Source organism: Symmachiella dynata, from assembly GCF_007747995.1.
GTDB lineage: Bacteria > Planctomycetota > Planctomycetia > Planctomycetales > Planctomycetaceae > Symmachiella > Symmachiella dynata.
Window position 1 is genome coordinate 2,416,941 of record NZ_CP036276.1, and the last position, 22,345, is coordinate 2,439,285.

Sequence of the window (22,345 nt, forward strand, 5' to 3'; positions counted from 1 at the left end):
TTAGTGGCCAGAGGCCGGTGCATCAGTAGGTGACAATCCCGAGGCGGCTAGGATCACGTTGTGTTCGTTGAGATTTTCGCCGCTGAGTTCTGTTTCAATCGAGCCGCGATTCATGACCAAGACGCGGTCGCTCATGCCAATCAGTTCCGGCAAGTCGCTGGAGATGAACAACACCCCTTTTCCCGCTCCCGCTAAACGGTCGATGTGTGCGTGGATGTCGGCTTTGGCTCCGACGTCGACGCCGCGGGTTGGTTCGTCGAGAATAATCATCCCCGGGTCCCGTTCCAACCAGCGGGCGATTAAAGCCTTTTGCTGATTGCCGCCGCTGAGCGTTCCAATGGCTTGTTCCGGGCCGGTGGCGCGGATGTCATAATTCGTTAATGCCGCCGAGACCATCGCCCGTTCTCGACGACGATTCACGATCCCCAGACGGTTGGCAATAACCGCGAATCCAATGCTCAACGATTCTCGCAGCGAATGGTCCAACACCAACCCTTGGCGTTTGCGTTCTTCAGGAATATAAACCAACCCGCCGCGCAAGGCCGCATGGGCGTCTCGTGGTTTCCAAGTATTGCCGTTTAACGTCATGGTGCCCGAATCCGGCGAGTATAACCCATAAATCGCGCGGGCCAATTCTGAACGACCCGCCCCGACCAATCCCGCAACTCCCACGATTTCTCCTGCGCGCACGTCCAAACTGATGTCGCGAAACATCCCTGACCGCGTCAGCGAATCCAGTTGCAACACCACCTCTCCCAACGTGCCCGAGCGGGTGCGGGGATAGACTTGATCCAAGGGCCGGCCGACCATGTCGTGCACCAGTTGCCCGGCGGTCACTTCAGCGGTTGCGTGCGTGGCCACCAAGTCGCCATCCCTTAGCACGGCGATGCGGTCGGTGATTTCAAAAATCTCGTCCAGGCGATGCGAAACATAGATGATGGCTACGCCCCGCGCTTGCAGTTTGGTCAGATGGCCAAACAACCGCCGCACTTCCGGTTCACTGAGACTGGCCGTCGGTTCGTCGAGAATCAACAACTGTGCGTCGCGGGACAATGCGGCAGCGATGGAGACTTCTTGTTTCTCCGCTGCTGTCAATTGATCCATCGTGGCATGGGGTGGCAAATCGATGCCGAAAGCGCGAAGTCGCTCTTGTGCTTCTTCGTGTAGCGACCGCCAATTCACACCGCCAAAAAACGAGCGGGGCCAGGACTCTCCCAGCAACAAATTCTCAGCCACCGTCAATTGAGCGGCATACTCTAATTCCTGGTGAATCGTGGCAATTCCCGCATCGATCGCCGCACGCGGTGATTCGAAACGCAGTGAACGTCCGCCCAACGTGATCGTCCCCGCATTGGGCTGGTGCAGGCCGCTGAGTAGTTTGATCAACGTCGACTTGCCCGCACCGTTTTCGCCGACCAGTCCCAAAATCGACCCCGCTGCCAGTTCCAGCGAGAACGGTTTCAGCGCCGCCACCCCGCCGAAGGATTTCGTAATGCCGGTGAGTTTGAGGAGCGGTGTGGTCATGACGATGTGAATGTTTCGCGGAATATCGACCACGAAGATCGGTCCGGATGTTGTATCCAAACATAGGAACAAGTTGGCGGCGGGTGCCACTGGCTTTGCCAGTGCGGGGCTCTTTGTGGATACGACTTCCAAAGCACTGGCATAGCCAATGGCACCCAAATTTTAAATTCGGCAATGCATTAGGCGTTGCCGAATTTCCAAAGCTTAGCGGCGTTGATGCCCATGATTTTCTGGCGGTCTTCATTGCTAAAAAATGGAATCTCTTCGCGGATCAATGCCAACTCGTCCGTCAACGGCGGACGTCGATCCTGAGCCCGTGTCGCTCCGGGAAAGCCAGTGCCCCACATCAATCGATCCGGTCCGAAGGTGTCGTACATTCGCTCGACCCAAGGCCAAGTGTCTTTGTAGGGAAACTTTTTCGAAGGCGAACGGATGTTTAACTCCGAGACTTTGCAGTACACCTGTGGGTACTTAGCCAGCGCGAGTAGTTTGCCGAATTCCACTGACGGATCCGCGACGGTGAAATCGGTGTTGGCCAAATGATCAATCACCACCGGGACCGTCGGATGCCGCGCGATCATCTCTTCGAGTTTGGGCAACTGCTCGCTGGCGATGAACATATTGAAGATCGCCCCCAACTCCGCTGCTTTTTCCCACAACGGATCGCGCGAACGGGCGTTCAACCAATCGTCCTTGCCGCGATAATACACCGGGCTAAACCGCATGCCGGCGAATTGATGCTCGCGCATCCAGTAGTCCAACTTGTCCGCCACGTTTGGATCTTCCGGATCGATCAAGCCATGCCCGCGAAACCGGTCGGGAAAACGTTTGATGCACTCAGCGACATAACTGTTGTCCCAGCCGTGATAAATCACCTGCACCAGCACGCAATAATCGATGCCGAACTGATCCATCTCCGCATTGAGCAATTCCACTGTGGCGGGGATTTCCGGCGCCTTCATTTTGCGGGCGAAGGGAAACTTCTTCAAATCGGCCGCCCAAACATGCATATGCGTATCAACGACCGGACTCTTGGGCTTTTCATCCGCTCGCGCCGCAACACTCGCCATGGTCAACGAAGCCGCAGCGGTGGTTTTCAAAAACGAACGGCGGGTTGTCGATGGGGTCGTGTGCGGCATGGAGTCTCTCTGATGCATAAAAAACGGACGTCAGATTCTGAATAACAATTCCACAAAGATCACAACTTCCGGTGCACGACAAACCCGGGAATCATCGTGCGCGTTTGGAACAGCGTTTTCCCTGCTGTGACAAACAGCGTGCGGAGATCGTCGCCGCCAAACGTGACATTGGTGAGCACGTCTTCGGGAATCGGAATCCGTCCTTGAATCTCGCCCGCCGGTGTCACAATCCAAATGCCGGGTGGCACGTCGTCCGTCTCATGGGGTCCTCGGGGGCGAGCAATTCCAGCGGCGAGGTACAAGTTGCCCTGCGTGTCGACCGCCATCCCATCCACGCCGCGTCCCGGCGCAAAATCAATCACGCATCGCTGGTCGCTGACTTCTCCACTGTCCGAAAGCGTGAAGGCCCAGATCTTGCGATTGCCGTCGACCACCGGGCAACTGTCGACGATGTACAGCGTCGATTCGTCCGGCGAAAGCGCGATTCCGTTAGGGCGTTGGATATCCGGCTGCGTGATTAACCGCGTGACGGCTCCATCGGGATCGATGCGATAGATCGATTCGTGCTCCATCTCCATCTGTGTACGATCACCGTAACAGGGATCGGTGAAGAAAATCTGACCGTTGCTGCGGGCGGCGATATCGTTGGGTGCATTGTAACGGGCGCCTTCAAACCGATCGGTCAGCACCTCGTATTGGCCGGTCTGAATATCGGTGCGCGAGATCCGCCGATTTCCCGTATGCGGCTGCCAATTATCTCCCTCACAGGCCAGCAGTCGGCCGTCGGCGTTGAACAGCAGTCCATTGGCGCAACCGCTGGCAATCCTCCAAGGCTGGCAATCGCCGGTTGCCGTATCCAGAACCATGATGCGGTTGTTGGCGATGTCCGAGAAAAAGACGCGGCCATCTGCCGTCGCGGTTGGGCCTTCCAGAAAAGCGACGTTGGCGGCTGCGGAAACGGGGGTGGCCGTTTCCAGAAAATCCGTCGGCAGTCCCACATTACGAAAATCCAAGGTGTCCCCTTTGCTCAATGTCGGCGGCGCGGCGGTTAATACATCTCGTCGTCTTGGTCCCACAGATCCCGTTCAGAGATCAACCGCAGCCCTTTGTCCTGGAGCGTTTTCATCGCCAAATCGACGTCGTCGACCGACAACGCGATGGCCCCCCGGCCATTGCGGCGGAACAACAAGGGATAGGTATAATGCACGTTCAGTTCTGCTTGGAGCAGGGCGATGCAAATTTCCACATGGGGCTGGGAGCTTTCTGGAAGCTCCACGCCGACCAGATCCACTTCGGAATAGGTGAGCCCCGACAGGTTGAGGATTTCCCGTCCCCGTTCGGTATTGTTGAGCATCAGGCGCACGATAGCGCAGTCGACGGAGTTGTCGATGCTTAAAGCCACGACACGGATGTCATGCCCTTCAAATCGCCTCAACAGGCTGTGGAGCGCGCCGACGCGGTTTTCTGCGAATACGCAAAATTGCCGCAAACCCGGCCAATCGCGGCCGCGCATCGTCAACGGATCCATCACTTCGTCATCGCCGAAACTCATCGGCCCACTCTCCCCACGAGAAACATTTTTAGCGGTCGTATTCGTGGACACTCCACGGACGCGCCATTGCGAAAACGGCCGACTGGCTTGAATTCCTATTCACGCGCCGCAAATCTTTTGCTATTGCAGTTTATGACAAATCCGCGTCCGACCGTCAACGTTTGCCGACTGGATGCGTTATTTGTTCCTTGATCTACAGAGATTGATCCACCAACAATTCGGCCCGCGGTTCCGCTGCGGTGCTTTTCTACGAGAGAAACCTGATGATCCGCACCTTTCTGTTCGATATGGGCAATGTCCTCGTCCATTTCTGCCACGATCGCATGTGTTCGCAAATCGGCGAACTGTGCGGCAAATCAGGACCGGAAATCCGTACCGTACTGATTGAATCGGAACTGCAATTCAAATTCGAGCGGGGATGGCTGTCGGAAGACGAATTCCAAGCCGTTTTGCAACGCCTGCTGGAAGCATCGTTCGACCGCGACGAACTGTTTCGCGCCGGCTCGGACATTTTTCAACCGAATACCTCGATTGTTCCGGTCCTCAAAGCCCTCAAAACGGCCGGACACCGCTTAGTGTTGCTCTCCAACACCAGTGCTCCGCACCTACGTTTCGTGCAGGAAACCTACGACGTGTTGGAACATTTCGACGATTTTGTATTGTCCTACGAAGTCGGTGCGGTGAAACCCGATGCGGCGATTTTCGAGGCGGCGCTGAGTAAAATCAATTGCCCGCCTGAAGAATGTTTCTACACCGACGACATCGAAGAATACGTCATCACCGCTCGTGGGTTCGGTTTGCGCGCCGAAGTCTTCACCGATACGGAGAACTTATTGACCCATCTGGAAAGCCATGGCGTCAACCTGCCCCCCACATGGGCCGCATAACGTCTCAACAGAGGACACTGGGGAAGCACGACTCATCGTCTTCCTCATTTCTTCGCAGCAAACTGCATTTCGCTGTGAGGAAGCAATCATCGGGTGGCAGCGATTGCCAACGGCAATCGGTGTGCCGCAGGCACAAGACGCAGCAGTTTCAACTCTCCTTGCCAACAGACTCTACTCGTTTCAGAGCGGGGAAATTGCGGCTTCCTGCGGGCTGCGCCCGCCCCGATTGCTGCCGCAATCGCGACTACCCTGAATTCTTTGCCAACCGAAAACGGGCATCATGACTCGTCTCGCAGGTGCAATTGATTGTTCTCGGAGCGGGTTGGGGTGAGGGTTTTCGTTCCGTGACTGCTTTTGCTCTCACACATCGCATGGACCAACCATTTCCCACAGCCACTTTCCTCGACCGTTGTGGGGATGCTATGCTGCTGATTCTACGCTTTTTAAAGTTCCGTTTTACCGCACAGGTGCCTCCCATGCAGCAGAAATGCCTTCGTTTGTGGCTCACGATTGTTATATCCGTGATTTCCACCGCGCAGTTATTAGCGGCGGACGAACCGCTCCGTACTGCGGGGGATCGGCCGTTTGATATTCAACACATTCGACTCGATTTGGACATCTCGCTCAAAAAAAAGCAAATTGCCGGCGCAGCCACGATCGATTTGCAGCTGCTACGTCCCCTGCAGGTACTGAAACTAGACGCAGTCGGACTAGAGGTTTCCCAGGTCCTACTTGCTCCTGATCAGTCAGAATTAGAATTTTCGACCACCGACGACCAATTGCGGATCGATCTCGGCGCGACCCGTCCGCGAGGGGAAAAGGTTCGTGTCGTCATTCGTTATCAAGTTCGCGATCCCAAAGCGGGGATGTATTTCTTCGGTCCCACCGAGGGAGAACCCAACGTGCCGTGGATGATGTGGACCCAAGGAGAGCCGGTCGCCAATCATCATTGGTTCCCCTGTTTGGATCATCCCAATGAACGCCAAACAACCGAAATCGTCGCCACTGTCGATGCTGGTTACGAAGTCCTTTCCAACGGTGATTTGCTGTCGCGTAAAAAATCCAGCGACGGCAAACGCGAGCGATTTCACTACAAGCAATCCCAGCCGCACGTCGCCTATCTGGTGACGCTCGTGGTTGGCGAATTTGAAATCGGTCGAGAAACTTGGGGGGATGTTCCGGTGTTGTACTACGTCCCACCCGAACAGGCCGGCGACATGCAACGGACATTCGGCCGCACCAAAAACATGCTGACCTTTTTCAGCGAACGGTTTGGGATCAATTATCCTTGGACCAAGTACGCGCAGATCGTCGTCGAACAATTTATTGCCGGGGGAATGGAAAACACCGGAGCGACGACATTGTACTCCAAGGTGATGCACGACGAACGCGCGATGTTAGACAGCAGCCCTGATCGGCTGATTGCCCACGAACTGGGGCATCAATGGTGGGGCGATTTGGTCACCTGCAAAGATTGGTCGCATCTGTGGTTGAACGAAGGTTTTGCGACTTTCTGCGAATTGATGTGGGCCGAACACGATTTGGGTGTCGACGAACACGACTACATGCTGTACGGCAAAGGCAAATCCGCCCGCTCCGACGGACCCAAAACACGTCCTATTGTCGACTATCACTACTCTGATCCCGGGTCCATGTTCGACGCGCGGGCCTATCCCAAAGGGGGGTGGGTGCTGCACATGTTGCGGCGGCAATTGGGGGATGATCTGTTCTACACCGGTCTGCAAAAATACGGCGAAAAATTCCGCATGAAAACCGCCGAGACATCCGATCTGCGCAAAGTGCTTGAAGAGCACACCGGCCGCAATTTGGAACGGTTCTTTTACGATTGGACCGCGCGACCGGGGCATCCGGAACTGGAAGTCGCCACCGAATACGACCCTGAAGATAAACTCGCCAAAATTTCGGTCAAACAGACCCAAAAAGGGGACGCCTTTCATTTTCCGCTGGCCATCGAAATTCGCTGCAAAGAGACCTCCGGTCCGATCACGGTCGATAAAGAGATCACCGAAAAGGAATTGACCTTTTACCTGCCGTTGCCCGCCGCTCCCGAATTGGTTCGCATCGATCCGCAGGCGGCCGTGTTGGCGGAATTGAAAGAGAAAAAATCGCGTGACCTGTGGAAAACACAACTCTTAGAAGCTCCCACGGTGATCGAACGCATCCGCGCCGTCGAACATTTCGCCGAGAGCAAAAAGTCCAACGATCGTGAGTTGCTCAAACAGGTTTTGGAGCAAGACCCGTTTTATGGTGTGCGCATCGAAGCGTCGAAGGCGCTCGCCAAATCAGGCGGCGATGTTTCACGAGACGCGCTAATCGCCGGCTTGTCCCAAGAGCATCCCAAGGTACGGCGCGCCTGTGCTGATGCGTTGAGCAAATTTCCTCGCGACGAGAAAGTCATCGCGGTACTCAACCAGCGCCTCCAAAACGGCGATGCCAGTTATTACGTCGAAGCAGCATTCGCCACCGCATTTGCCAAAGTCCAAGACGAACCGCCGGTTGAGCCCTTGCAGCGTCTGTTGGCGCAAGACTCGCATGGTGAAGTGATCCGCTCGGCAGCGCTACGTGGATTGGGTTATTCCACCGATCCAGCAACTTTGGATTTGTTAGTCGAATGGACCGGACGGTCAAAGCCCCGCAGCTGCCGTTTGGCCGCAGCGGAGGCGATTGCCACGTATTTTTCCCGCAACGAGGTTTCCAAACCGGTCCGTGAAAAAACGGTGGAAACGTTGGCCGGATACTTGAAGGTCGACAACCGTCATGTGCGGCGCAAAATCATCGAGTCGTTGGGCAACATGGGCAAAAACGCCGCAACGGCGCGTAGTATACTGGCCAGCGTTGCTGATCAGGACCCTGACGACCGCGTCCGGGCGGCGGCAAAAACCGCTCTGCCGAAATTGGATGCCGAAACGCCGGCTACCGCTGAAGTCGGCAAGTTGCGGACCGAATTGGATAAGCTGCAAAAAACCAACAAAGAGTTGGAAGACCGCCTGCAAAAACTAGAGAGCAAGTAAACCTCCGGCTGCCGGCCAATACTCACACATTCAACGAGGCCTCCCATGATTCATCTCAACGTCCTGCTCAAAGTCAACGACCCTGGAAATGTCAACAAGGTCCGCGAATTACTCACCGAGTGTTGCCGACTCTCGCGAGCCGAACCGGGGTGCGCGCGATTTGAAGTGTACCACTCCAACAACGATGCAACACGATTCGTGCTCAACGAACATTGGGAATCCCCAGAAGCACTCGACGGCCATCGGCAGGCCAAGGCCTACACCGAATACTATCAGCCGCAAGTCCTCCCCCTCGTCACCCGCGAGCCACACCCCTCGACGCTGTTGGAGCCTTAAAGCGGCACGAATTCCGCTGCTTTGAATCACTTATCGAAGATGTTTATTGCGCACGATGCCTTCTACAATCGAAATACTCAATCGTTTGAAATCATGGCCGCTCTGGATGGCCGTCTTTGCCGCGCTGGCGCTGGCCGCTGTCGTCGGTTGGGTCGACTATACCGTCGGTGATGCGTTTGATTTGTCGTTGCTCTATGTGCCGATCATTGCCATCGTCTGCTGGGTCGTCAACCTGCGGGCCGCGGTGATGTTTGCTGTGCTTTGTTCGCTCATTTGGCTCATGGACGATTGGATCGTTTCCGGCATTGCTCTGCACGGGGCCGAAGTTTATTGGGAATCGGCTGTGCGGTTTTTGCTGTTCGTCGCCTTTGCGGTCGTCTTGACTCATTTGCAAACCGCATTGCAGCGAGAATCCGCCTTAGCCCGTAACGATCCGTTGACCGGTTTGGCCAATTTGACCTCCTTTGTCGAAGAAGCTGAGCGGGCGTCGCACCATAGTCGCCGTGGACAAACTCCGATCACCGTCATTTTCTTGGATTGTGATCATTTTAAAGAAGTCAATGATCAATTCGGCCACCCACAAGGAGACGCCCTCCTGAAAGATGTCGCCGATTGCATTCGCTCGAGTATTCGTCGTGGGGACGTGGCTGCACGGATGGGGGGAGATGAATTTGCGATTCTCTGTCCCGGCATGGATGAATCGCTCGCCCGACAAATCGCTGAGCGGGTCAAAGGCGATTTGGATCGCAAGATGCAAAGCGGCAATTGGCCGGTTACATTCAGCATCGGCGTCGCCACATTCCCGATTGCCCCTCCGTCGGTTGCCGATTTGATTCGTGAATCCGATAATCTGATGTATGCCGTCAAACATGACACGCGCGACGGCGTACGGTTTAAGACCGTAAGCAATGTGTCCGACGTCGCATAGCTGCTTGAAGCTCCGAATAAACACCCGCCCGATGGCAGTGAATTTCCTTTCCATTTTTCTTGTAAGAAATACGAAACATGCTGGCACACAACGTCTTTTTTTCGCTGAACGACCCGACTCCTGAAAATACGCAAAAATTGTTGGATGACTGCAATGACTATCTCAACAATCATCCCGGGTTGATCTTTTTCGGTTGCGGCACCGTCGTCCCCGATTTGGCACGCCCGGTCAACGATCACGATTTCGATGTGGCACTGCACACGGTTTTCGAGGATCGCGCCGCTCACGACGTCTACCAAACGGCGCCGCGGCATCTAGAATTCATCGCTCGCAACAAAGAAACGTGGAAACAAGTCCGCGTATTTGATTCACAAGACTGACCGAAACGACTGAACCTTATGACTTTGGAATTAGCCAACCTACTCGCCGATGACAATGACGCGGTTTACGATATACAAACGACCGGCGCCGGTCCGGCGGGAAGCTTGCCGCTCAACGATGAGATGCTGCGGCACAGTCCCAGCGGCGACCTGTTTGGATTGACGCAAAACGCCGGCATGGGCTGGGATCCACAACAGTTGTTGTGGCCGCAGTATCTGATTCTCAGCACCCAAGGCGGGATTCGCGGAGAAGACGGCCAACCGATAGCTTTGGGGTATCACACCGGCCACTGGGAAGTCGGCCTGTTAATGCGCGCCGCTGCGGAACGGTTAGTCGCCTTGAAATGTTTGCCATTCGCGGCCTACGTGAGCGATCCCTGTGACGGTCGCACACAAGGCACGACCGGCATGATGGACTCATTAGCCTATCGCAACGATGCGGCTGTGGTGATGCGGCGTTTGATTCGTTCGCTGCCGACGCGTCGTGGCGTGCTGGGCGTAGCGACCTGTGATAAGGGACTTCCCGCGATGATGCTCGCGTTGGCCGCACAACACGATTTGCCGGGGGTGCTGATCCCCGGCGGCGTGACCTTGCCACCCACGGTCGGCGAGGATGCGGGCAAGGTGCAGACCATCGGCGCCCGGTTTGCGCACGGAGAAATCACGTTGCAAGAAGCCGCCGAAGCGGGTTGCCGCGCGTGCGGTTCCGCGGGAGGCGGCTGCCAATTCCTCGGCACGGCCGCCACGGCGCAGGTCATCGGCGAAGCCTTGGGCATGACATTACCGCACGCGGCATTGGCTCCCTCCGGACAACCGATTTGGCTGCAAATGGCCAGCCAATCGGCGACAGCAGTCGTGGAACAGGAAGCGGCCGGATTGAAAATGTCCGACATCCTCACCGATGCTGCCTTGCACAACGCCATGGTGGTCCATGCCGCAGTGGGGGGATCCACCAACCTGCTATTGCATCTCCCCGCCGTTGCCTTTGCGGCGGGTCTGCAGCGGCCCACCGTGACGGATTGGAATAAGATCAATCGTCAAGTACCGCGCATCGTGGACGTGCTACCAAACGGCCCGGTCGGGCATACGACCATCCGCGTATTCCTTGCCGGCGGTGTCCCGGAAATCATGTTGCACCTGCAACGACTCGATTTGTTGGATCTCACAGCGACCACCGTCACCGGTCAAGCGCTGGGCGACGTACTCGCTTGGTGGGAGAAATCCGAGCGCCGCGAACGACTGCGCGAGGAATTGCGCCGCCGAGACGGCATCGACCCCGACGATGTCATCATGACACCCGATCAAGCCCGCGCGCGGGGACTGACCAGCACAGTAACATTTCCCGTGGGTAATCTGGCCCCTGAAGGGTCAGTGATCAAAAGCACCGCCATCGATCCCTCCGTCGTCGACGAGGATGGCGTGTACCGCAAACGCGGACCGGCACGCGTGTTTCATCGCGAACGAGATGCCATCGCCGCCGTCAAAGGCCAGACCGACAATCCGGTCAAAGCGGGTGATGTCGTGGTTCTCTGTTGCCGCGGTCCTTTAGGGGCGGGCATGGAGGAGACCTATCAAATCACCTCGGCACTCAAACACCTGCCGTTTGGCAAAGAGGTCGCTGTAATCACCGATGCCCGGTTTTCCGGCGTCTCCACCGGCGCCTGCATCGGACACGTGGGGCCCGAAGCCTTGGCTGGTGGACCGATCGGCAAAGTGCATGACGGCGATTTGATCGAAATTGTTATCGACCGCGGAGAATTGACCGGTACAATCAATTTGGTGGGGCATGGCGAGGAAACCTTCGGGGCGGAGCAGGGGGCGGCGCTGTTGGCCTCGCGAACGCCGCAACAACCACTCACCACCGACGACAATCTGCCCGCCGACACCCGGTTGTGGGCCTTATTACAACAAGTCGGCGGCGGCACGTGGGGCGGATGTGTCTACGACGTCGACGCGATCGAAGAAGTGTTAAAAGCCGGAATGGAGTCGCTCAAGGAAAAACGCGACCACGCTGAAACTTAACTTTCAGCGTGGAACAGGATCGACATTTTGGGGTCCCTTTTCCAGATCGGTAAAGGGCCGGGAGTGAGGTTTGATGAATCGTCCGTTTCAGAACTTACTGGACGCTAAAACCAGACAGCCGCCCATACTCATTCTCATGGTTTGCTTCATTCTCAGCGTTGCGCTCGGCGACCGCTGTATGGCAGGCGAACCGCGCGACGCGGTTCATCCCGGCTATCGCATTTTGCGCACCAAGGCCTACTTGCCTCCCGATTTCGATGACACGGTGTTTGACGAATTGTGGAAGCAATGGCCGCCGGAACTCCGTGATCGCGCCGCCGCTGCCACCCCCACACAGCGCCGCGAAATGCTGTTCAGCGAATACGGCTTGATGCCCTCGCCGGATGCTTTGGGCAACGGCAAAGCGCTGGGGTATGTCGATGACGGGCGCGGGGGCTGGGTGATGAACTGTTTGACCTGCCATGCCGGCAAAGTCGCTGGTCAAGTGATTCTGGGCTTACCGAATTCGCATTTGGCGCTGCAAACTCTAGTCGAGGATGTGCGGGCCACGAAAATACAGATGCAGAAACCGCTCTCCCACATGGATCTGGGATCATTGGCCATGCCCTTAGGCACGACCAACGGCACGACCAATGCGGTCATGTTTGGCGTCGCTTTAGAGGCGCTGCGCGATGATGATTTGAATGTGCACCTCACCAATCCGCAGCCCAAAATGCTGCACCACGATATGGACGCGCCCCCCTGGTGGCATCTTCGCAAAAAGAAATGGATTTACGCCGACGGTTTTGTCGCCAAATCACATCGCGCCCTGATGCAATTCATGCTCATCCCACGCAACGATGCTAAGACCTTTAAGAGCTGGGAAGCAGACTACCGGCAAATCCTCGCCTGGATCGAAACCATCCAGCCACCCAAATATCCCTTTGAAATCGACGACCAACTCGCCGAACAAGGCCGCGTGGTTTTCGAAGCGACTTGTTCTGAATGTCATGGTACCTATGGTGCGGAATGGACTTATCCTGAGCGGATTGTCGACATCGATGAACTCGGCACCGATCCATTGCGGTTGCAATCGCTCTCGCCCGCCTACCGCCGTAAATACGGCCGCGGCTGGTTGGCCAACTACGATCCGACCCGCGTCCGTGAGCATCCGGGCGGATACGTCGCTCCGCCGTTGGACGGCATCTGGGCCACCGCCCCGTATTTCCACAACGGTTCAGTTCCCACATTGTGGCATCTGCTGCATCCTGATCAGCGGCCGACGGTGTGGCGACGAAGTGTCGAAGGCTACGACACCAAACGGGTGGGCCTAGAAGTCGCCGAATTTGCGGAACTTCCCGACGATGTACAAACACCGCGGGCGGCCCGCGGATTTTTTAACACGCGGGCGTTAGGAAAAAGTGCCGACGGTCATCGATTTCCCGAAACACTCTCCGAAACAGAGCGCAACGCCGTGTTGGAGTATTTGAAGACGCTTTAGCGATTCGGGGGGCAGTGACGAGCGACGTTGATTTGCCTTTTGGGAAATTGGTGCCTTGGGCTGGTGCCGCAACAACGCTGGACGACGTTCGTTTCGCTAATTCCTGCACTCTGTCATCGCGTCGAGTTTCATGAATTCCTCAAGGCGGATACAATCAGGTTCCGGAATCTCGTAAACTGAAAGCCTGTCACATCACCTATCCGGCCGGGGCCAAAATATGACTGTTCAAAACGGCTCCGATCACTCGGAACCACATTCCTCAGAGGAACCCGCTGCAAAACCGTCCGTCCTTGGGGCCGCCGTTGGTGTCGCCATCTTGGGCCTGCTGATTGGTGGATTCGTCTATCTGTTGATGCCTCGTCATGAACCACCTCCGCAGCCGCCCAAGCAGACCGAAGATCCTCAGGATCTCGCAATGCCCAATCCGCAGCGTGATTGGCATTCGGGTGAATATGTCGGCAGCCAAACTTGCGCCGAATGTCACGCCGAAATCGTGGAAGCATACTCGCAGCACCCGATGGCAAACACGCTGGCCACAGTTGCTGATGCTTCTCCGATCGAACGCGTTGAGGGGGATTCCACCGAATTCGAAAGTCATGGGCGACGTTATCGAGTCCAGCGCGATGGCGACCGCATGATTCACACCGAATTCATGACCGATTCCGACGGCGAACTGGTTTACGAACAATCTGAAGAAGTGGACTATGCCGTCGGTTCTGGTGAGAATGCCAGGACCTATCTGATTAACCACGGCGGCGTCATGTTTGAGTCCCCGATCACCTGGTACACCGAAAAAGGAATCTGGGACCTCTCTCCGGGGTATCATGACAACCCAGCTCAACGCTTCAATCGCCGTATCCTGGATGGCTGCGTCCAGTGTCACTCGGGTCATTCCATTCCGACCGGGGATGGAACCTCAGCTCGTTTCGAAGAACAGCCGTTTACGGAACTTGGAATCAGTTGCGAACGCTGCCACGGACCGGGAAAGCAGCACGTCGAAAAATTTCAAGCCGACGATTGGGAGGCTGGCGACAAGTCTGCTGAAGACATGCTGATCGTGAATCCCGCTCAACTCGAAGGGCGACTCGCGGACAGTGTCTGCTACCAATGTCATATGGGGGGAAAACATCGCGTCTTGCGAAAAGGCAAAACCTACCATGACTTCCGTCCTGGGATGGCGACTGAAGACATCTGGACGGTGATGGTTTCGCCAGCGCAGGTATCAGCAGATGGCAACGCAGAGTTTTTAAGTCATGTCGAGCAAATGGAATCGAGTGCTTGTTTTCGCGGTTCTGAGGGGCAAATGCGGTGCACCACTTGTCATGATCCGCATCGTTCTCCCAAACCTGAGGAGCGAGCTGCATTCTATCGGGAGCGCTGTAATAGCTGTCATTCCGATCGCGGTTGCTCGCTTCCCATCGAAGAACGTGAACAACCGCCCGCACTCAATTCGTGCGCGCATTGTCATTTGCCATCGTCCGGTTCCAGCGACATCCCACATACATCGGCTTCGGACCACCGTATTTTACGGAAGCCTCCAACCAAGAATGATGTGGCGCAGGAATCAAACCGAGGCGTGGCGTGGTCAATATTCGACAACAGCGACCAACGTATGCCGCAGTGGGTAGTACAGCGAGCCAAAGCTCTGGCACTGGCGGAACAGGCAATGCAGGAATCAGACCAACGACTCACGCTCCAAGCCATTGCAGCACTGGAAGAGGCGTTGCGACACGACCCGTATGATGTCGAGGTATCGAGTAGTTTGGGCGTATTTTATTGCGTCACGCGCAATGATGCGAAAGCAATGCGTTGGCTTGAAGCCGCTCTGCAGGTCGATCCGCATCACGAATTGAGCCTCAAGAACCATGGCATGATGGCGCTGCAAACCGGCATGCTAGACAAGGGACGACGTAGTTTCGAAAGCTATCTCGAAGTCAATCAATGGGATGGCACAATTTTCGGCCCCTACGCGGCAATTCTAGCGAATACCGGTCATCTGCAGGATGCTGTGAAGGTCGCCGAACGTGGCTTGCGACTCGACCCAACACAACTGAAACTTCGCGGTTTCGCCGCGCAATTGTACGCGCGCCTCGGCGATCAGGAGAAGAGTCTGCAACACCGAAAAATCTTGCAGAAAATTCAAAAACGCCTAAGTGACTCCGACACAAAGAAGGATTGATGTTGTCAGTCTGAGAGCCGCAATCGTTCACGAATCCCGCAGCTCTACCCTTCCGCAGAGAATTCTGAAGGACTCCCACCAACACTGTCAGAGGCAGTCGAACTGTGTCGGCGTGAATTCTGAGGAAACGAAATCCTCTTCTTTCGCCGCATCGTTGCCGGGGTCACATTCACCAACGATTAGTGCGTCACCCGTGGGGCGTTCAGGATTTGAAAACATGTGAACTGCCGTGGCAGGCCGTTCGAAGACTGCAGAATTGTTCTTGTATATAAGCAGTTTGCGGCGAACTGTCGGTGAGAAGCTCTCCCATCTCCTTGATTAGGCAGCCTTGCTGCTTCCGGCAAAACATTGGGGTAAGCCCTTCTTGCTCACGGGCCTAGAGCAACATAGGATTGAATCTCCTGTCAAATTTACTTGAGACGCACCTCGTTAATTGCTATTTCACACCCCCGCTGGTCCACGGTAGCTGGGGGTTTTCTTATGCACGGAAGCATCTTGGAACCAATCACACCCCAACAACTTATTGTTTTGGGGTTGTCAAGGAGGTATCCAGATGTCTAACCAACGTTCCCTTCTCAGGCATCTTATTTTTTCGGAATTGAAACGAGTCCGGATTGATGGTCGAAGACAAAGTCTCACGACACTCATTGTCGATGTCCTAGAACGCGAGGGATTTCGTTTATCTCGAGAACCATCACTCGAAGATATGAAGTGGCTGCTGTGGCAGGTGTTTCGCATCCCGCATTGGGTTCTCTCCCCGATCATGGATGATCCGTCGATTGACGAGTTGGACCCATTGTTCGCCGACAATTCGTACGACAGTGAATTCCAATCTCAAGTTGCCCATGACGACAGCATCGCGCAGAAGCCGACAACCGCTAGGCCGATGGAAATCTTGATGGTCGAGGATAGTTTGACATTTGCCCGCATCACAATGATGGCCTTACGGCAAGGGAAAGTCGAGCACCGCTTAACATGGCTCACCGACGGTCAAGAAGCACTCGAGTTTTTGCACCAGTGCGGAAAATACCGCCATTCCCCCCGGCCGGATCTGATTCTTCTCGATTTGGGTTTACCAAAAATCGACGGGCGAAAAGTGCTGGCCGACATCAAATCGGATGACAAGCTTCGCTGTATTCCGGTTGTGGTGATGACAGTTTCTACTTCCGAGGAGGACCGACTCGAAAGCGAACGTTTGGAGGTGGAAGCGTATTTGACCAAGCCCGTTGATCTTGGCAAGTTTCTAGAGTTGGTCTCGGATCTGCGCGAATTCTGGCACGAGGACATGATCGTGCCGACTATTGGTTGAGCACATCATTCTGCGCAGTGGAGTCGCCTCCCCCCCCGTAAACCTTGCGCCGCTTTACTACTCGCCTCAGTTTCGTTGATCGCTGTGATCCTGGCGACCGTTGTGAGTCCTCTAATGAGATAGCGGCTCGGGGTTTTCTGCTGCGCTGGGCGGGGGTTCTTGCCGAAGCTTTACCAATGATGCCTCGTCATTATGTTTCGCCCCTGATCCGTTTTTGCAGCGGGTGGCGACGAGGGCATGTCTTTTCGGCCGGCTGAAATGGGGGGTGCAGAAATGAGTTCGCGCTGTTTGACTTCGTTGCGAATTTGGCAATTGACCGTCGCGGTTTGCGTCTGTGCGACGACCGGCGATGCGTTGTTGGCCGCGGGTTATCCTCAGGTGCGCGGGCAGCGACCGGGCACCTTGGCGGCGCATTTTCAGACGCGGCCCGACAGCCCGTTTGCTGCTGTGCAAGCCAACTATCAAGCCGGCGGTTACCCCTGTGTGCCTCAAGCTTCGTGCGCGCCGAGCACTCCTTACACCGCTCCCGAAACGCCGCCGCAACCGCTGAGCAACACCGCTCCGCCGGCAGCGCCGCAATACAACTTCAGCAACGCGCCGAGCGGATTGGTTCCCAGCGCGCGGACCGTGGCTGCCAACGGTGGATACATCGATCCGGCGATCGTGGAGACACAACTTCGCTTCCGTTACGACTCGGCTTACGGCTTCAACCGCGCCGACCGCGCCGAATATTTTTATAGCACCTGGACGGTCTTTGGCGGAAAAACACCTCCCCGCGACATGGGACCGAACGACAACATCGATGCCCAGTTTTTCAAACTGTATTACGAACAACTTGTGATGGATGATCTGTCGTTGTTCATCGAAGCGCCGATCATTTTGAATAACCCTTCGGGCGTGCCCGGTCCCGGTCCCAACACCAGCGGCTTCGGCGACCTCAACGCCGGTTTCAAATGGGCGTTGTATGAAACCGACACCACGATTTTGACGTTCCAATTGAAAAACTACATCGCCGTCGGCGACCCCGACAAATGGCTCACCGCCGGCCACGCCAGCATCGAACCAGGCTTGTTGTTTTTGACGCAACCGGCTGACCGCTGGACGATTGAAGCGGAGCTCAAAGATTGGATTCCGATTCAAGGTGGAGTCAATCCGCGAAACGGCCGCGACTTTGCCGGCAACGTGCTCAGCTACGGCATCGGTGCTGCATACGCGGTCGTGGACAACTCCAGTTTGAGCGTCGCCCCGGTGGCCGAGTTCGTCGGTTGGTCGGTATTGGATGGACAAAAAACGGACTACGCGTCCTCGGGACGCCTCATCGGCCCGGTCGATGCCAGCGGCGACACAATCGTCAACGGCAAGTTCGGCGTCCGCATCGGTTTTGGCAAAGACACATGTGATCCGACGAAGCAACGCGACTCCATCTACATCGGCTACGGCCGCGCCCTGACCGGCGAACGCTGGTACCAAGACATCCTGCGAGCGGAATACCGCATGTTCTTTTAACAAGCGTGCGGTGTTGAAGAAAATAAAAAAGCGACCGACGAGAATTTCGCCGGTCGCTTTTTTTGGTCTTTGTGTTGGGTTTACACGATATCAATATCACCCGATTCGGCCGCCATGGAAGAAACTTTTTCGCGAATGCTGGTCAATCTTCGACGGACCGTCCGCACGTCGACTTCGTTCTGCTCGGCGATCTCTTCTTGTGTGTAGCCTTCCAATCGCAATGTCAGCAATTGCTGTTCGATCGGTGAAAGTCGTTTTTGGATTTCACCCAAAAAATCGGTGAATGCCACGAGGTCCAGCGTCCCCGGATCACGGCACATGACGGCGGCTAGTGTGTCGTCGAACTGGTTCCGTTCGCGGTCGGGGTCCCGTTTTTTTCCGCGGACTTTGTTGCGGACCTTGTTGAGCGTGATGGTGACCATCAATTTCCAGAAGTCGTCATCTTTCTGAAATTCGAAACTGCCCGCCTGTGTGCGGCGAAACATTGTGCGGAACACCGACTGCACAACGTCCTCCGGATCGAGTCGCCCCTGGAATTTGTTGGAAAGCCGTTTTCGAGCCAACATTACCAGCCGCTCGCCGTAGCGTTGATGCAATTGCGTCGCTGCATCCTGATCGCCACCGCGCCAGCGATCGACCAAGTCCGTACTGTTTTCCGTCATTCCCCAGTTTTCCTTCCCCGACACTGCCCTGGTGGCCCGATTGGCAATTCCGCACAGTCATCCATCATATCACAGCTGCCCGCAGGAAATCATCCCCGATCTTCGGCCGTGATTTGGCGGTGTCGGTAGCAGCTGGTCTCATGGTCGTTGACCATGCCTGCCGCCTGCATAAAAGCATAGCAAATCGTTGAACCGACGAATTTAAAGCCCCGCACCTTCAGTTCTTTGCTCATCGCATCCGACACATCAGTTTTTGCCGGAAGATCACTGAGCGACTTCCAATGGTTGTGGATCGGTTGGTCGTCGACAAATTGCCATAAAAACTCAGAAAACGACGTCCCGCTTTTCTGCAATTCGAGCAATGACTTCGCATTTTGAATCGTCGCCGCCACCTTCAACCGATTGCGCACAATCCCCGCATCAGCCAGCAGCTTCTTGACTTTGGCGTCACGATAACGGGCGATTTTCACCGGATCGAATCCGTCGAACAAGCGGCGATAGTTCTCGCGTTTATGCAAAATCGTCCGCCAACTCAGCCCGGCCTGCGCGCCTTCGAGAATCAACAGTTCAAACAACCGCCGATCATCGCGCAGCGGCACGCCCCATTCTTCATCGTGATAAGCGACCATGAGCGGATCTTCGCCGGCCCATTGGCAACGTTGGGGCATGTTCTGGATTTCCGTAATTACTTTGGCTACAAATTCTAGTATTAGCAGGGTGGCAGCGATTGCGTAGCAATCGCGCTTATCCGTCTCATTCAATTACTGTTGATACAACTCCACTGACCGTCCATCCGGGTCACGCACAACCGCTCGTTTTCCCCACGCTGTTTCCTTGACCGCTGTGACGATTTCTGACTGCCCAGTCTTTAATTTATCGACAACTCCGTCGAGATCAGTAACATCAAACCCCAGTCGGGTTGTCGTGTCCACCGGTGATGTTTCATCGGGCAGCGGATAAATTTCAAAAATAGCCTCGCCGATTTCCGCCGCCAAGTGCAAGGGACCCCGACCGTGTTGTTCCTCGACGAACGTACAGCCGAGCGTCTCGTAAAACCGTCGCAGTTCTTGCTTGCGATGGGTTTTGATAACCAGAAGTTTGAAAGTCGGTGACGTCATTTTAGATTTATGATTTGGAATCGTTTGAGTCGTGTGCGGCAGCGACTTCGATCGCAATACCCTGTCCGTTGCGTGTACGGATGGCCCAATACACGCTTCCGATGAAGACCAACAGCAATGGCAGAATAATTTTATGGCCGGAGGACATGCTCAGCTCGCTGAGATCGACAAGGGACTGTTCGGTGGTGGATAGGGCGCGCTCCTCTTGGGCCCAAACCAGCGTGGTCCGCGGAAAAATGAAGGCGAAATAGCCCAGTCCAGCAAGCATCACAGAACATAGTAGCACCAGGCCACCAGCAAGATAGGTTTGGATGTTTCTCATATCGATTCTCCTAAGAGCTTGGCGAGACTTTGTTGTTGTCGATTCGCAGAAAGAAGCGTGCGGCAGCTAATGTTTACCTAGGTATTCGTGATTTGTGCCCCAATATTGGCGATTTCTTGGCAGAAGGGTCTGGGGGCAGCGATTGGGGCTACTTGCTCGTTTGTCGAGGCTGGTTTCCTGGATTCATCTCAATCAGGCAGTTTTGCCTTCCACAACAAGGTTCTTGCTGGTTTCGTGTTCAACATTTCAAGACCTCGCACCGCCCAAGACCGCAGGCTTTGATCGCTGCTGCTGAGATGTGCGGCAAAGAGATCAAAGCACTTGGCCGATTTTGCTTCGCCCAGCAATTCCAGTAGCCAGCAACGCAGTCCGTGGTCGTCTTCGAGAATGAAGGTATCAATCAATTCATCGACATGATCCCCAGCTCGCGGCAGCAACCAATGAAAGCCATCCTCTTGCTCGTGCGGATCGCGACTTCGCATCATCGCCATGCAGCGTTTGAAACCGGGAAATTGATTTTTCATTTCTGATACAACTGCACCGCCCGACCATCCGGATCCCGCACGACCGCCCGTTTGCCCCATTCTGTTTCCTTGACTGGTGGCAGCGATTGCGAAGCAATCGGTGTGCCTGCAGGCACAAGAAGCCGCAATTCACGCGTTCCCGACCAAAAAGCTAGCATCAAAACACCCACTCAATCGACACACCCACCGATCTCCCCTCAATATAATGCCGTGCCGAACTCCAACGCCAGTCGATGGCGCGCCCGACCAAACCGGCCCGCACCGGATTCTCGTGCATGTAGTTCAACTTCTCTTCCAATTTTGAATCCGAGTAGATTTCAAACGAATGATATTTCGGTTGCCATACGGGATCGCCATCTATGGTCTTGAAATACTCAATTTTCTCTTGCTGGTACCATTTCGAAATCTGTTCACTTGATCGTCGTTTCCACGTTTGCATGAAACTACTGAGTTGTCCCGGCTCCGGGAACCAGACAATTGCATGCACGTGATTGGGCATGATGACAAAGCCGATGCATTTTGCTTGTTGGACGTGTAGGGAATTGTTTAATGTGCCCAGCACGATCCGTTTGGGGGTTTCGAGTGTTAGGAGTTGACGCCGTTTGTAGCAGGAGAACGTGACGAAATGTGCGTAAAGTTCTTGGTCGTAGACTTTTCTGGGGTTGGACATTTTTTGCACCAATTGAACGCGTAAATTGCTGCTTCTTGTGCCTGCGGCACCCCGATTGCTTACGCAATCGCGGCTACCCGCTTTCGTTCATTTTCGCTCCATCAAGCGATAACGCAATCCGTCCGAGCTTTCCAAGAAACTTGCATTGCTCGTCTGTCAGCAACTGGGGGTCTTCTTCAAGGGGTTCGAAATCAGCTTCAATGCTGTGGTTCGCAAGGTTGTCAAGGATCGCAAGAAACAGGTGGAATGCACCAATGAAATCGTATGGGACAGGATCACCAGAAAAATTGGTGAACTCTCGCAAGTAGCGTTCCAAGTCTTCATACGATCGGACATGTTCGATTTGCATGGCTATTCCCCAATCACCTTCACCAACACCCGCTTCGCCCGCCGCCCATCAAACTCGCCGTAGAAAATCTGCTCCCACGGCCCAAAGTCCAGTTTGCCAGCGGTGATCGCTACGACGACTTCGCGGCCCATGATCTGCCGCTTCATATGTGCATCGGCATTGTCTTCGCCGGTGCGGTTGTGGTGGTAGCGCTGAGGCGAAGCGTCGAAGGGGGCGAGGTCTTCCAGCCATTTTTTGTAGTCGTGATGCAGGCCCGGTTCGTCATCGTTGATAAACACGCTGGCGGTGATGTGCATGGCATTCACCAAACACAACCCCTCCTGCACCCCGCTGTCCCGCACGATCTGCTCGACGTCGGGGGTGATATTTAGAAAGTCCATCCGTGCGGGGATGTTGAAGGTTAGGTATTCGGTTTTCGATTTCATT

Annotated in this window: 23 protein-coding genes; 10 read left to right on the plus strand and 13 right to left on the minus strand. The window is 55.2% G+C overall.

Annotation, left to right across the window (positions count from 1 at the left end):
* Genes Mal52_RS09315 through Mal52_RS09330 form a run of 4 tightly spaced genes read right to left on the minus strand, consistent with a single transcriptional unit; the run spans nt 1 to nt 4,215 of the window.
* Complete coding sequence (locus tag Mal52_RS09315) at nt 1–1,683, minus strand: sugar ABC transporter ATP-binding protein (RefSeq protein WP_145375587.1); 1,683 nt, start codon at nt 1,681–1,683, stop codon at nt 1–3.
* Between the two features lie 20 nt (nt 1,684–1,703).
* Nucleotides 1,704–2,663, minus strand: a complete 960-nt coding sequence (locus tag Mal52_RS09320) for an amidohydrolase family protein (RefSeq protein ID WP_197534774.1) — start codon at nt 2,661–2,663, stop codon at nt 1,704–1,706.
* A gap of 59 nt (nt 2,664–2,722) precedes the next feature.
* Nucleotides 2,723–3,739 (minus strand): SMP-30/gluconolactonase/LRE family protein, encoded by a 1,017-nt coding sequence (locus Mal52_RS09325; RefSeq protein ID WP_145375589.1) that lies wholly within the window; start codon nt 3,737–3,739, stop codon nt 2,723–2,725.
* Nucleotides 3,712–4,215 carry an acetolactate synthase gene (locus Mal52_RS09330; RefSeq protein WP_145375590.1) on the minus strand — a complete coding sequence of 168 codons (504 nt, stop codon included), beginning with the start codon at nt 4,213–4,215 and terminating at the stop codon, nt 3,712–3,714. Before Mal52_RS09330 ends, Mal52_RS09325 begins: the two co-directional genes overlap by 28 nt.
* Before the next feature lie 263 nt (nt 4,216–4,478).
* Between Mal52_RS09330 and Mal52_RS09335 the strand changes: the two genes are divergently transcribed.
* From Mal52_RS09335 to Mal52_RS09380, 10 genes are all read left to right on the plus strand, one after another.
* The gene (locus tag Mal52_RS09335) at nt 4,479–5,102 is read left to right on the plus strand and encodes an HAD family hydrolase (RefSeq protein ID WP_145375591.1); all 624 of its coding nucleotides are present in this window, start codon (nt 4,479–4,481) and stop codon (nt 5,100–5,102) included.
* Nucleotides 5,103–5,446: 344 nt separating this feature from the next.
* Nucleotides 5,447–8,134 carry a M1 family aminopeptidase gene (locus Mal52_RS09340; protein ID WP_145375592.1) on the plus strand — a complete coding sequence of 896 codons (2,688 nt, stop codon included), beginning with the start codon at nt 5,447–5,449 and terminating at the stop codon, nt 8,132–8,134.
* 45 nt (nt 8,135–8,179) lie between these two features.
* On the plus strand, nt 8,180–8,470 hold the full coding sequence (locus Mal52_RS09345) for a putative quinol monooxygenase (RefSeq protein ID WP_145375593.1): 291 nt from the start codon (nt 8,180–8,182) through the stop codon (nt 8,468–8,470).
* Between the two features lie 55 nt (nt 8,471–8,525).
* Nucleotides 8,526–9,398 (plus strand): GGDEF domain-containing protein, encoded by an 873-nt coding sequence (locus tag Mal52_RS09350; protein ID WP_145375594.1) that lies wholly within the window; start codon nt 8,526–8,528, stop codon nt 9,396–9,398.
* A 77-nt stretch (nt 9,399–9,475) separates the two neighbouring features.
* Entirely contained in the window at nt 9,476–9,778 is a 303-nt protein-coding gene (locus Mal52_RS09355; RefSeq protein ID WP_145375596.1) for a Dabb family protein, read from the plus strand.
* An 18-nt stretch (nt 9,779–9,796) separates the two neighbouring features.
* Nucleotides 9,797–11,800: a YjhG/YagF family D-xylonate dehydratase gene (locus tag Mal52_RS09360; RefSeq protein ID WP_145375598.1), complete on the plus strand. Its 2,004-nt coding sequence runs from the start codon at nt 9,797–9,799 to the stop codon at nt 11,798–11,800.
* Nucleotides 11,801–11,873: 73 nt separating this feature from the next.
* Nucleotides 11,874–13,280, plus strand: coding sequence for a c-type cytochrome (locus tag Mal52_RS09365; protein ID WP_145375600.1), 1,407 nt, complete (start codon nt 11,874–11,876; stop codon nt 13,278–13,280).
* Between the two features lie 217 nt (nt 13,281–13,497).
* Complete coding sequence (locus tag Mal52_RS09370) at nt 13,498–15,459, plus strand: tetratricopeptide repeat protein (RefSeq protein ID WP_145375602.1); 1,962 nt, start codon at nt 13,498–13,500, stop codon at nt 15,457–15,459.
* Between the two features lie 553 nt (nt 15,460–16,012).
* Entirely contained in the window at nt 16,013–16,768 is a 756-nt protein-coding gene (locus Mal52_RS09375; protein ID WP_231962578.1) for a response regulator, read from the plus strand.
* A 273-nt stretch (nt 16,769–17,041) separates the two neighbouring features.
* Nucleotides 17,042–18,274: a transporter gene (locus Mal52_RS09380; protein WP_145375604.1), complete on the plus strand. Its 1,233-nt coding sequence runs from the start codon at nt 17,042–17,044 to the stop codon at nt 18,272–18,274.
* Nucleotides 18,275–18,354: 80 nt separating this feature from the next.
* Here Mal52_RS09380 and Mal52_RS09385 read toward each other — a convergent pair whose 3' ends face one another.
* The 9 genes from Mal52_RS09385 to Mal52_RS09420 form a co-directional block, all read right to left on the minus strand.
* On the minus strand, nt 18,355–18,936 hold the full coding sequence (locus Mal52_RS09385) for an RNA polymerase sigma factor (protein WP_145375606.1): 582 nt from the start codon (nt 18,934–18,936) through the stop codon (nt 18,355–18,357).
* Between the two features lie 89 nt (nt 18,937–19,025).
* Nucleotides 19,026–19,604, minus strand: a complete 579-nt coding sequence (locus tag Mal52_RS09390) for a DNA-3-methyladenine glycosylase I (protein WP_145375608.1) — start codon at nt 19,602–19,604, stop codon at nt 19,026–19,028.
* Between the two features lie 93 nt (nt 19,605–19,697).
* Nucleotides 19,698–20,054 (minus strand): VOC family protein, encoded by a 357-nt coding sequence (locus Mal52_RS09395; protein WP_145375610.1) that lies wholly within the window; start codon nt 20,052–20,054, stop codon nt 19,698–19,700.
* A gap of 7 nt (nt 20,055–20,061) precedes the next feature.
* Nucleotides 20,062–20,376, minus strand: a complete 315-nt coding sequence (locus Mal52_RS09400; RefSeq protein ID WP_145375612.1) for a hypothetical protein — start codon at nt 20,374–20,376, stop codon at nt 20,062–20,064.
* A 188-nt stretch (nt 20,377–20,564) separates the two neighbouring features.
* Entirely contained in the window at nt 20,565–20,900 is a 336-nt protein-coding gene (locus tag Mal52_RS09405; RefSeq protein ID WP_197534775.1) for a HEAT repeat domain-containing protein, read from the minus strand.
* Nucleotides 20,897–21,058, minus strand: coding sequence for a VOC family protein (locus Mal52_RS29680; protein WP_197534776.1), 162 nt, complete (start codon nt 21,056–21,058; stop codon nt 20,897–20,899). Before Mal52_RS29680 ends, Mal52_RS09405 begins: the two co-directional genes overlap by 4 nt.
* Nucleotides 21,058–21,570 carry an REP-associated tyrosine transposase gene (locus Mal52_RS09410; protein WP_145375614.1) on the minus strand — a complete coding sequence of 171 codons (513 nt, stop codon included), beginning with the start codon at nt 21,568–21,570 and terminating at the stop codon, nt 21,058–21,060. The genes Mal52_RS29680 and Mal52_RS09410 overlap by 1 nt, the downstream gene beginning before the upstream one ends.
* A gap of 73 nt (nt 21,571–21,643) precedes the next feature.
* Nucleotides 21,644–21,919: a hypothetical protein gene (locus tag Mal52_RS09415; RefSeq protein WP_145375616.1), complete on the minus strand. Its 276-nt coding sequence runs from the start codon at nt 21,917–21,919 to the stop codon at nt 21,644–21,646.
* A 2-nt stretch (nt 21,920–21,921) separates the two neighbouring features.
* Nucleotides 21,922–22,344 (minus strand): secondary thiamine-phosphate synthase enzyme YjbQ, encoded by a 423-nt coding sequence (locus tag Mal52_RS09420; protein WP_145375618.1) that lies wholly within the window; start codon nt 22,342–22,344, stop codon nt 21,922–21,924.
* Nucleotide 22,345 lies beyond the last annotated feature (1 nt).

Bases quoted from the DNA above. Each gene is read 5' to 3' on its own strand.
- Mal52_RS09345 (WP_145375593.1), top strand. From the start codon at position 8,180: ATGATTCATCTCAACGTCCTGCTCAAAGTCAACGACCCTGGAAATGTC.
- Mal52_RS09330 (WP_145375590.1), bottom strand. From the start codon at position 4,215: ATGAGTTTCGGCGATGACGAAGTGATGGATCCGTTGACGATGCGCGGC.
- Mal52_RS09385 (WP_145375606.1), bottom strand. From the start codon at position 18,936: ATGACGGAAAACAGTACGGACTTGGTCGATCGCTGGCGCGGTGGCGAT.
- Mal52_RS09365 (WP_145375600.1), top strand. From the start codon at position 11,874: ATGAATCGTCCGTTTCAGAACTTACTGGACGCTAAAACCAGACAGCCG.
- Mal52_RS09335 (WP_145375591.1), top strand. From the start codon at position 4,479: ATGATCCGCACCTTTCTGTTCGATATGGGCAATGTCCTCGTCCATTTC.
- Mal52_RS09420 (WP_145375618.1), bottom strand. From the start codon at position 22,344: ATGAAATCGAAAACCGAATACCTAACCTTCAACATCCCCGCACGGATG.
- Mal52_RS09350 (WP_145375594.1), top strand. From the start codon at position 8,526: ATGCCTTCTACAATCGAAATACTCAATCGTTTGAAATCATGGCCGCTC.
- Mal52_RS09355 (WP_145375596.1), top strand. From the start codon at position 9,476: ATGCTGGCACACAACGTCTTTTTTTCGCTGAACGACCCGACTCCTGAA.
- Mal52_RS09400 (WP_145375612.1), bottom strand. From the start codon at position 20,376: ATGAGAAACATCCAAACCTATCTTGCTGGTGGCCTGGTGCTACTATGT.
- Mal52_RS09370 (WP_145375602.1), top strand. From the start codon at position 13,498: ATGACTGTTCAAAACGGCTCCGATCACTCGGAACCACATTCCTCAGAG.
- Mal52_RS09405 (WP_197534775.1), bottom strand. From the start codon at position 20,900: ATGAAAAATCAATTTCCCGGTTTCAAACGCTGCATGGCGATGATGCGA.
- Mal52_RS09395 (WP_145375610.1), bottom strand. From the start codon at position 20,054: ATGACGTCACCGACTTTCAAACTTCTGGTTATCAAAACCCATCGCAAG.
- Mal52_RS09390 (WP_145375608.1), bottom strand. From the start codon at position 19,604: ATGCCCCAACGTTGCCAATGGGCCGGCGAAGATCCGCTCATGGTCGCT.
- Mal52_RS09410 (WP_145375614.1), bottom strand. From the start codon at position 21,570: ATGTCCAACCCCAGAAAAGTCTACGACCAAGAACTTTACGCACATTTC.
- Mal52_RS29680 (WP_197534776.1), bottom strand. From the start codon at position 21,058: ATGCTAGCTTTTTGGTCGGGAACGCGTGAATTGCGGCTTCTTGTGCCT.
- Mal52_RS09360 (WP_145375598.1), top strand. From the start codon at position 9,797: ATGACTTTGGAATTAGCCAACCTACTCGCCGATGACAATGACGCGGTT.
- Mal52_RS09320 (WP_197534774.1), bottom strand. From the start codon at position 2,663: ATGCCGCACACGACCCCATCGACAACCCGCCGTTCGTTTTTGAAAACC.
- Mal52_RS09415 (WP_145375616.1), bottom strand. From the start codon at position 21,919: ATGCAAATCGAACATGTCCGATCGTATGAAGACTTGGAACGCTACTTG.
- Mal52_RS09375 (WP_231962578.1), top strand. From the start codon at position 16,013: ATGTCTAACCAACGTTCCCTTCTCAGGCATCTTATTTTTTCGGAATTG.
- Mal52_RS09380 (WP_145375604.1), top strand. From the start codon at position 17,042: ATGAGTTCGCGCTGTTTGACTTCGTTGCGAATTTGGCAATTGACCGTC.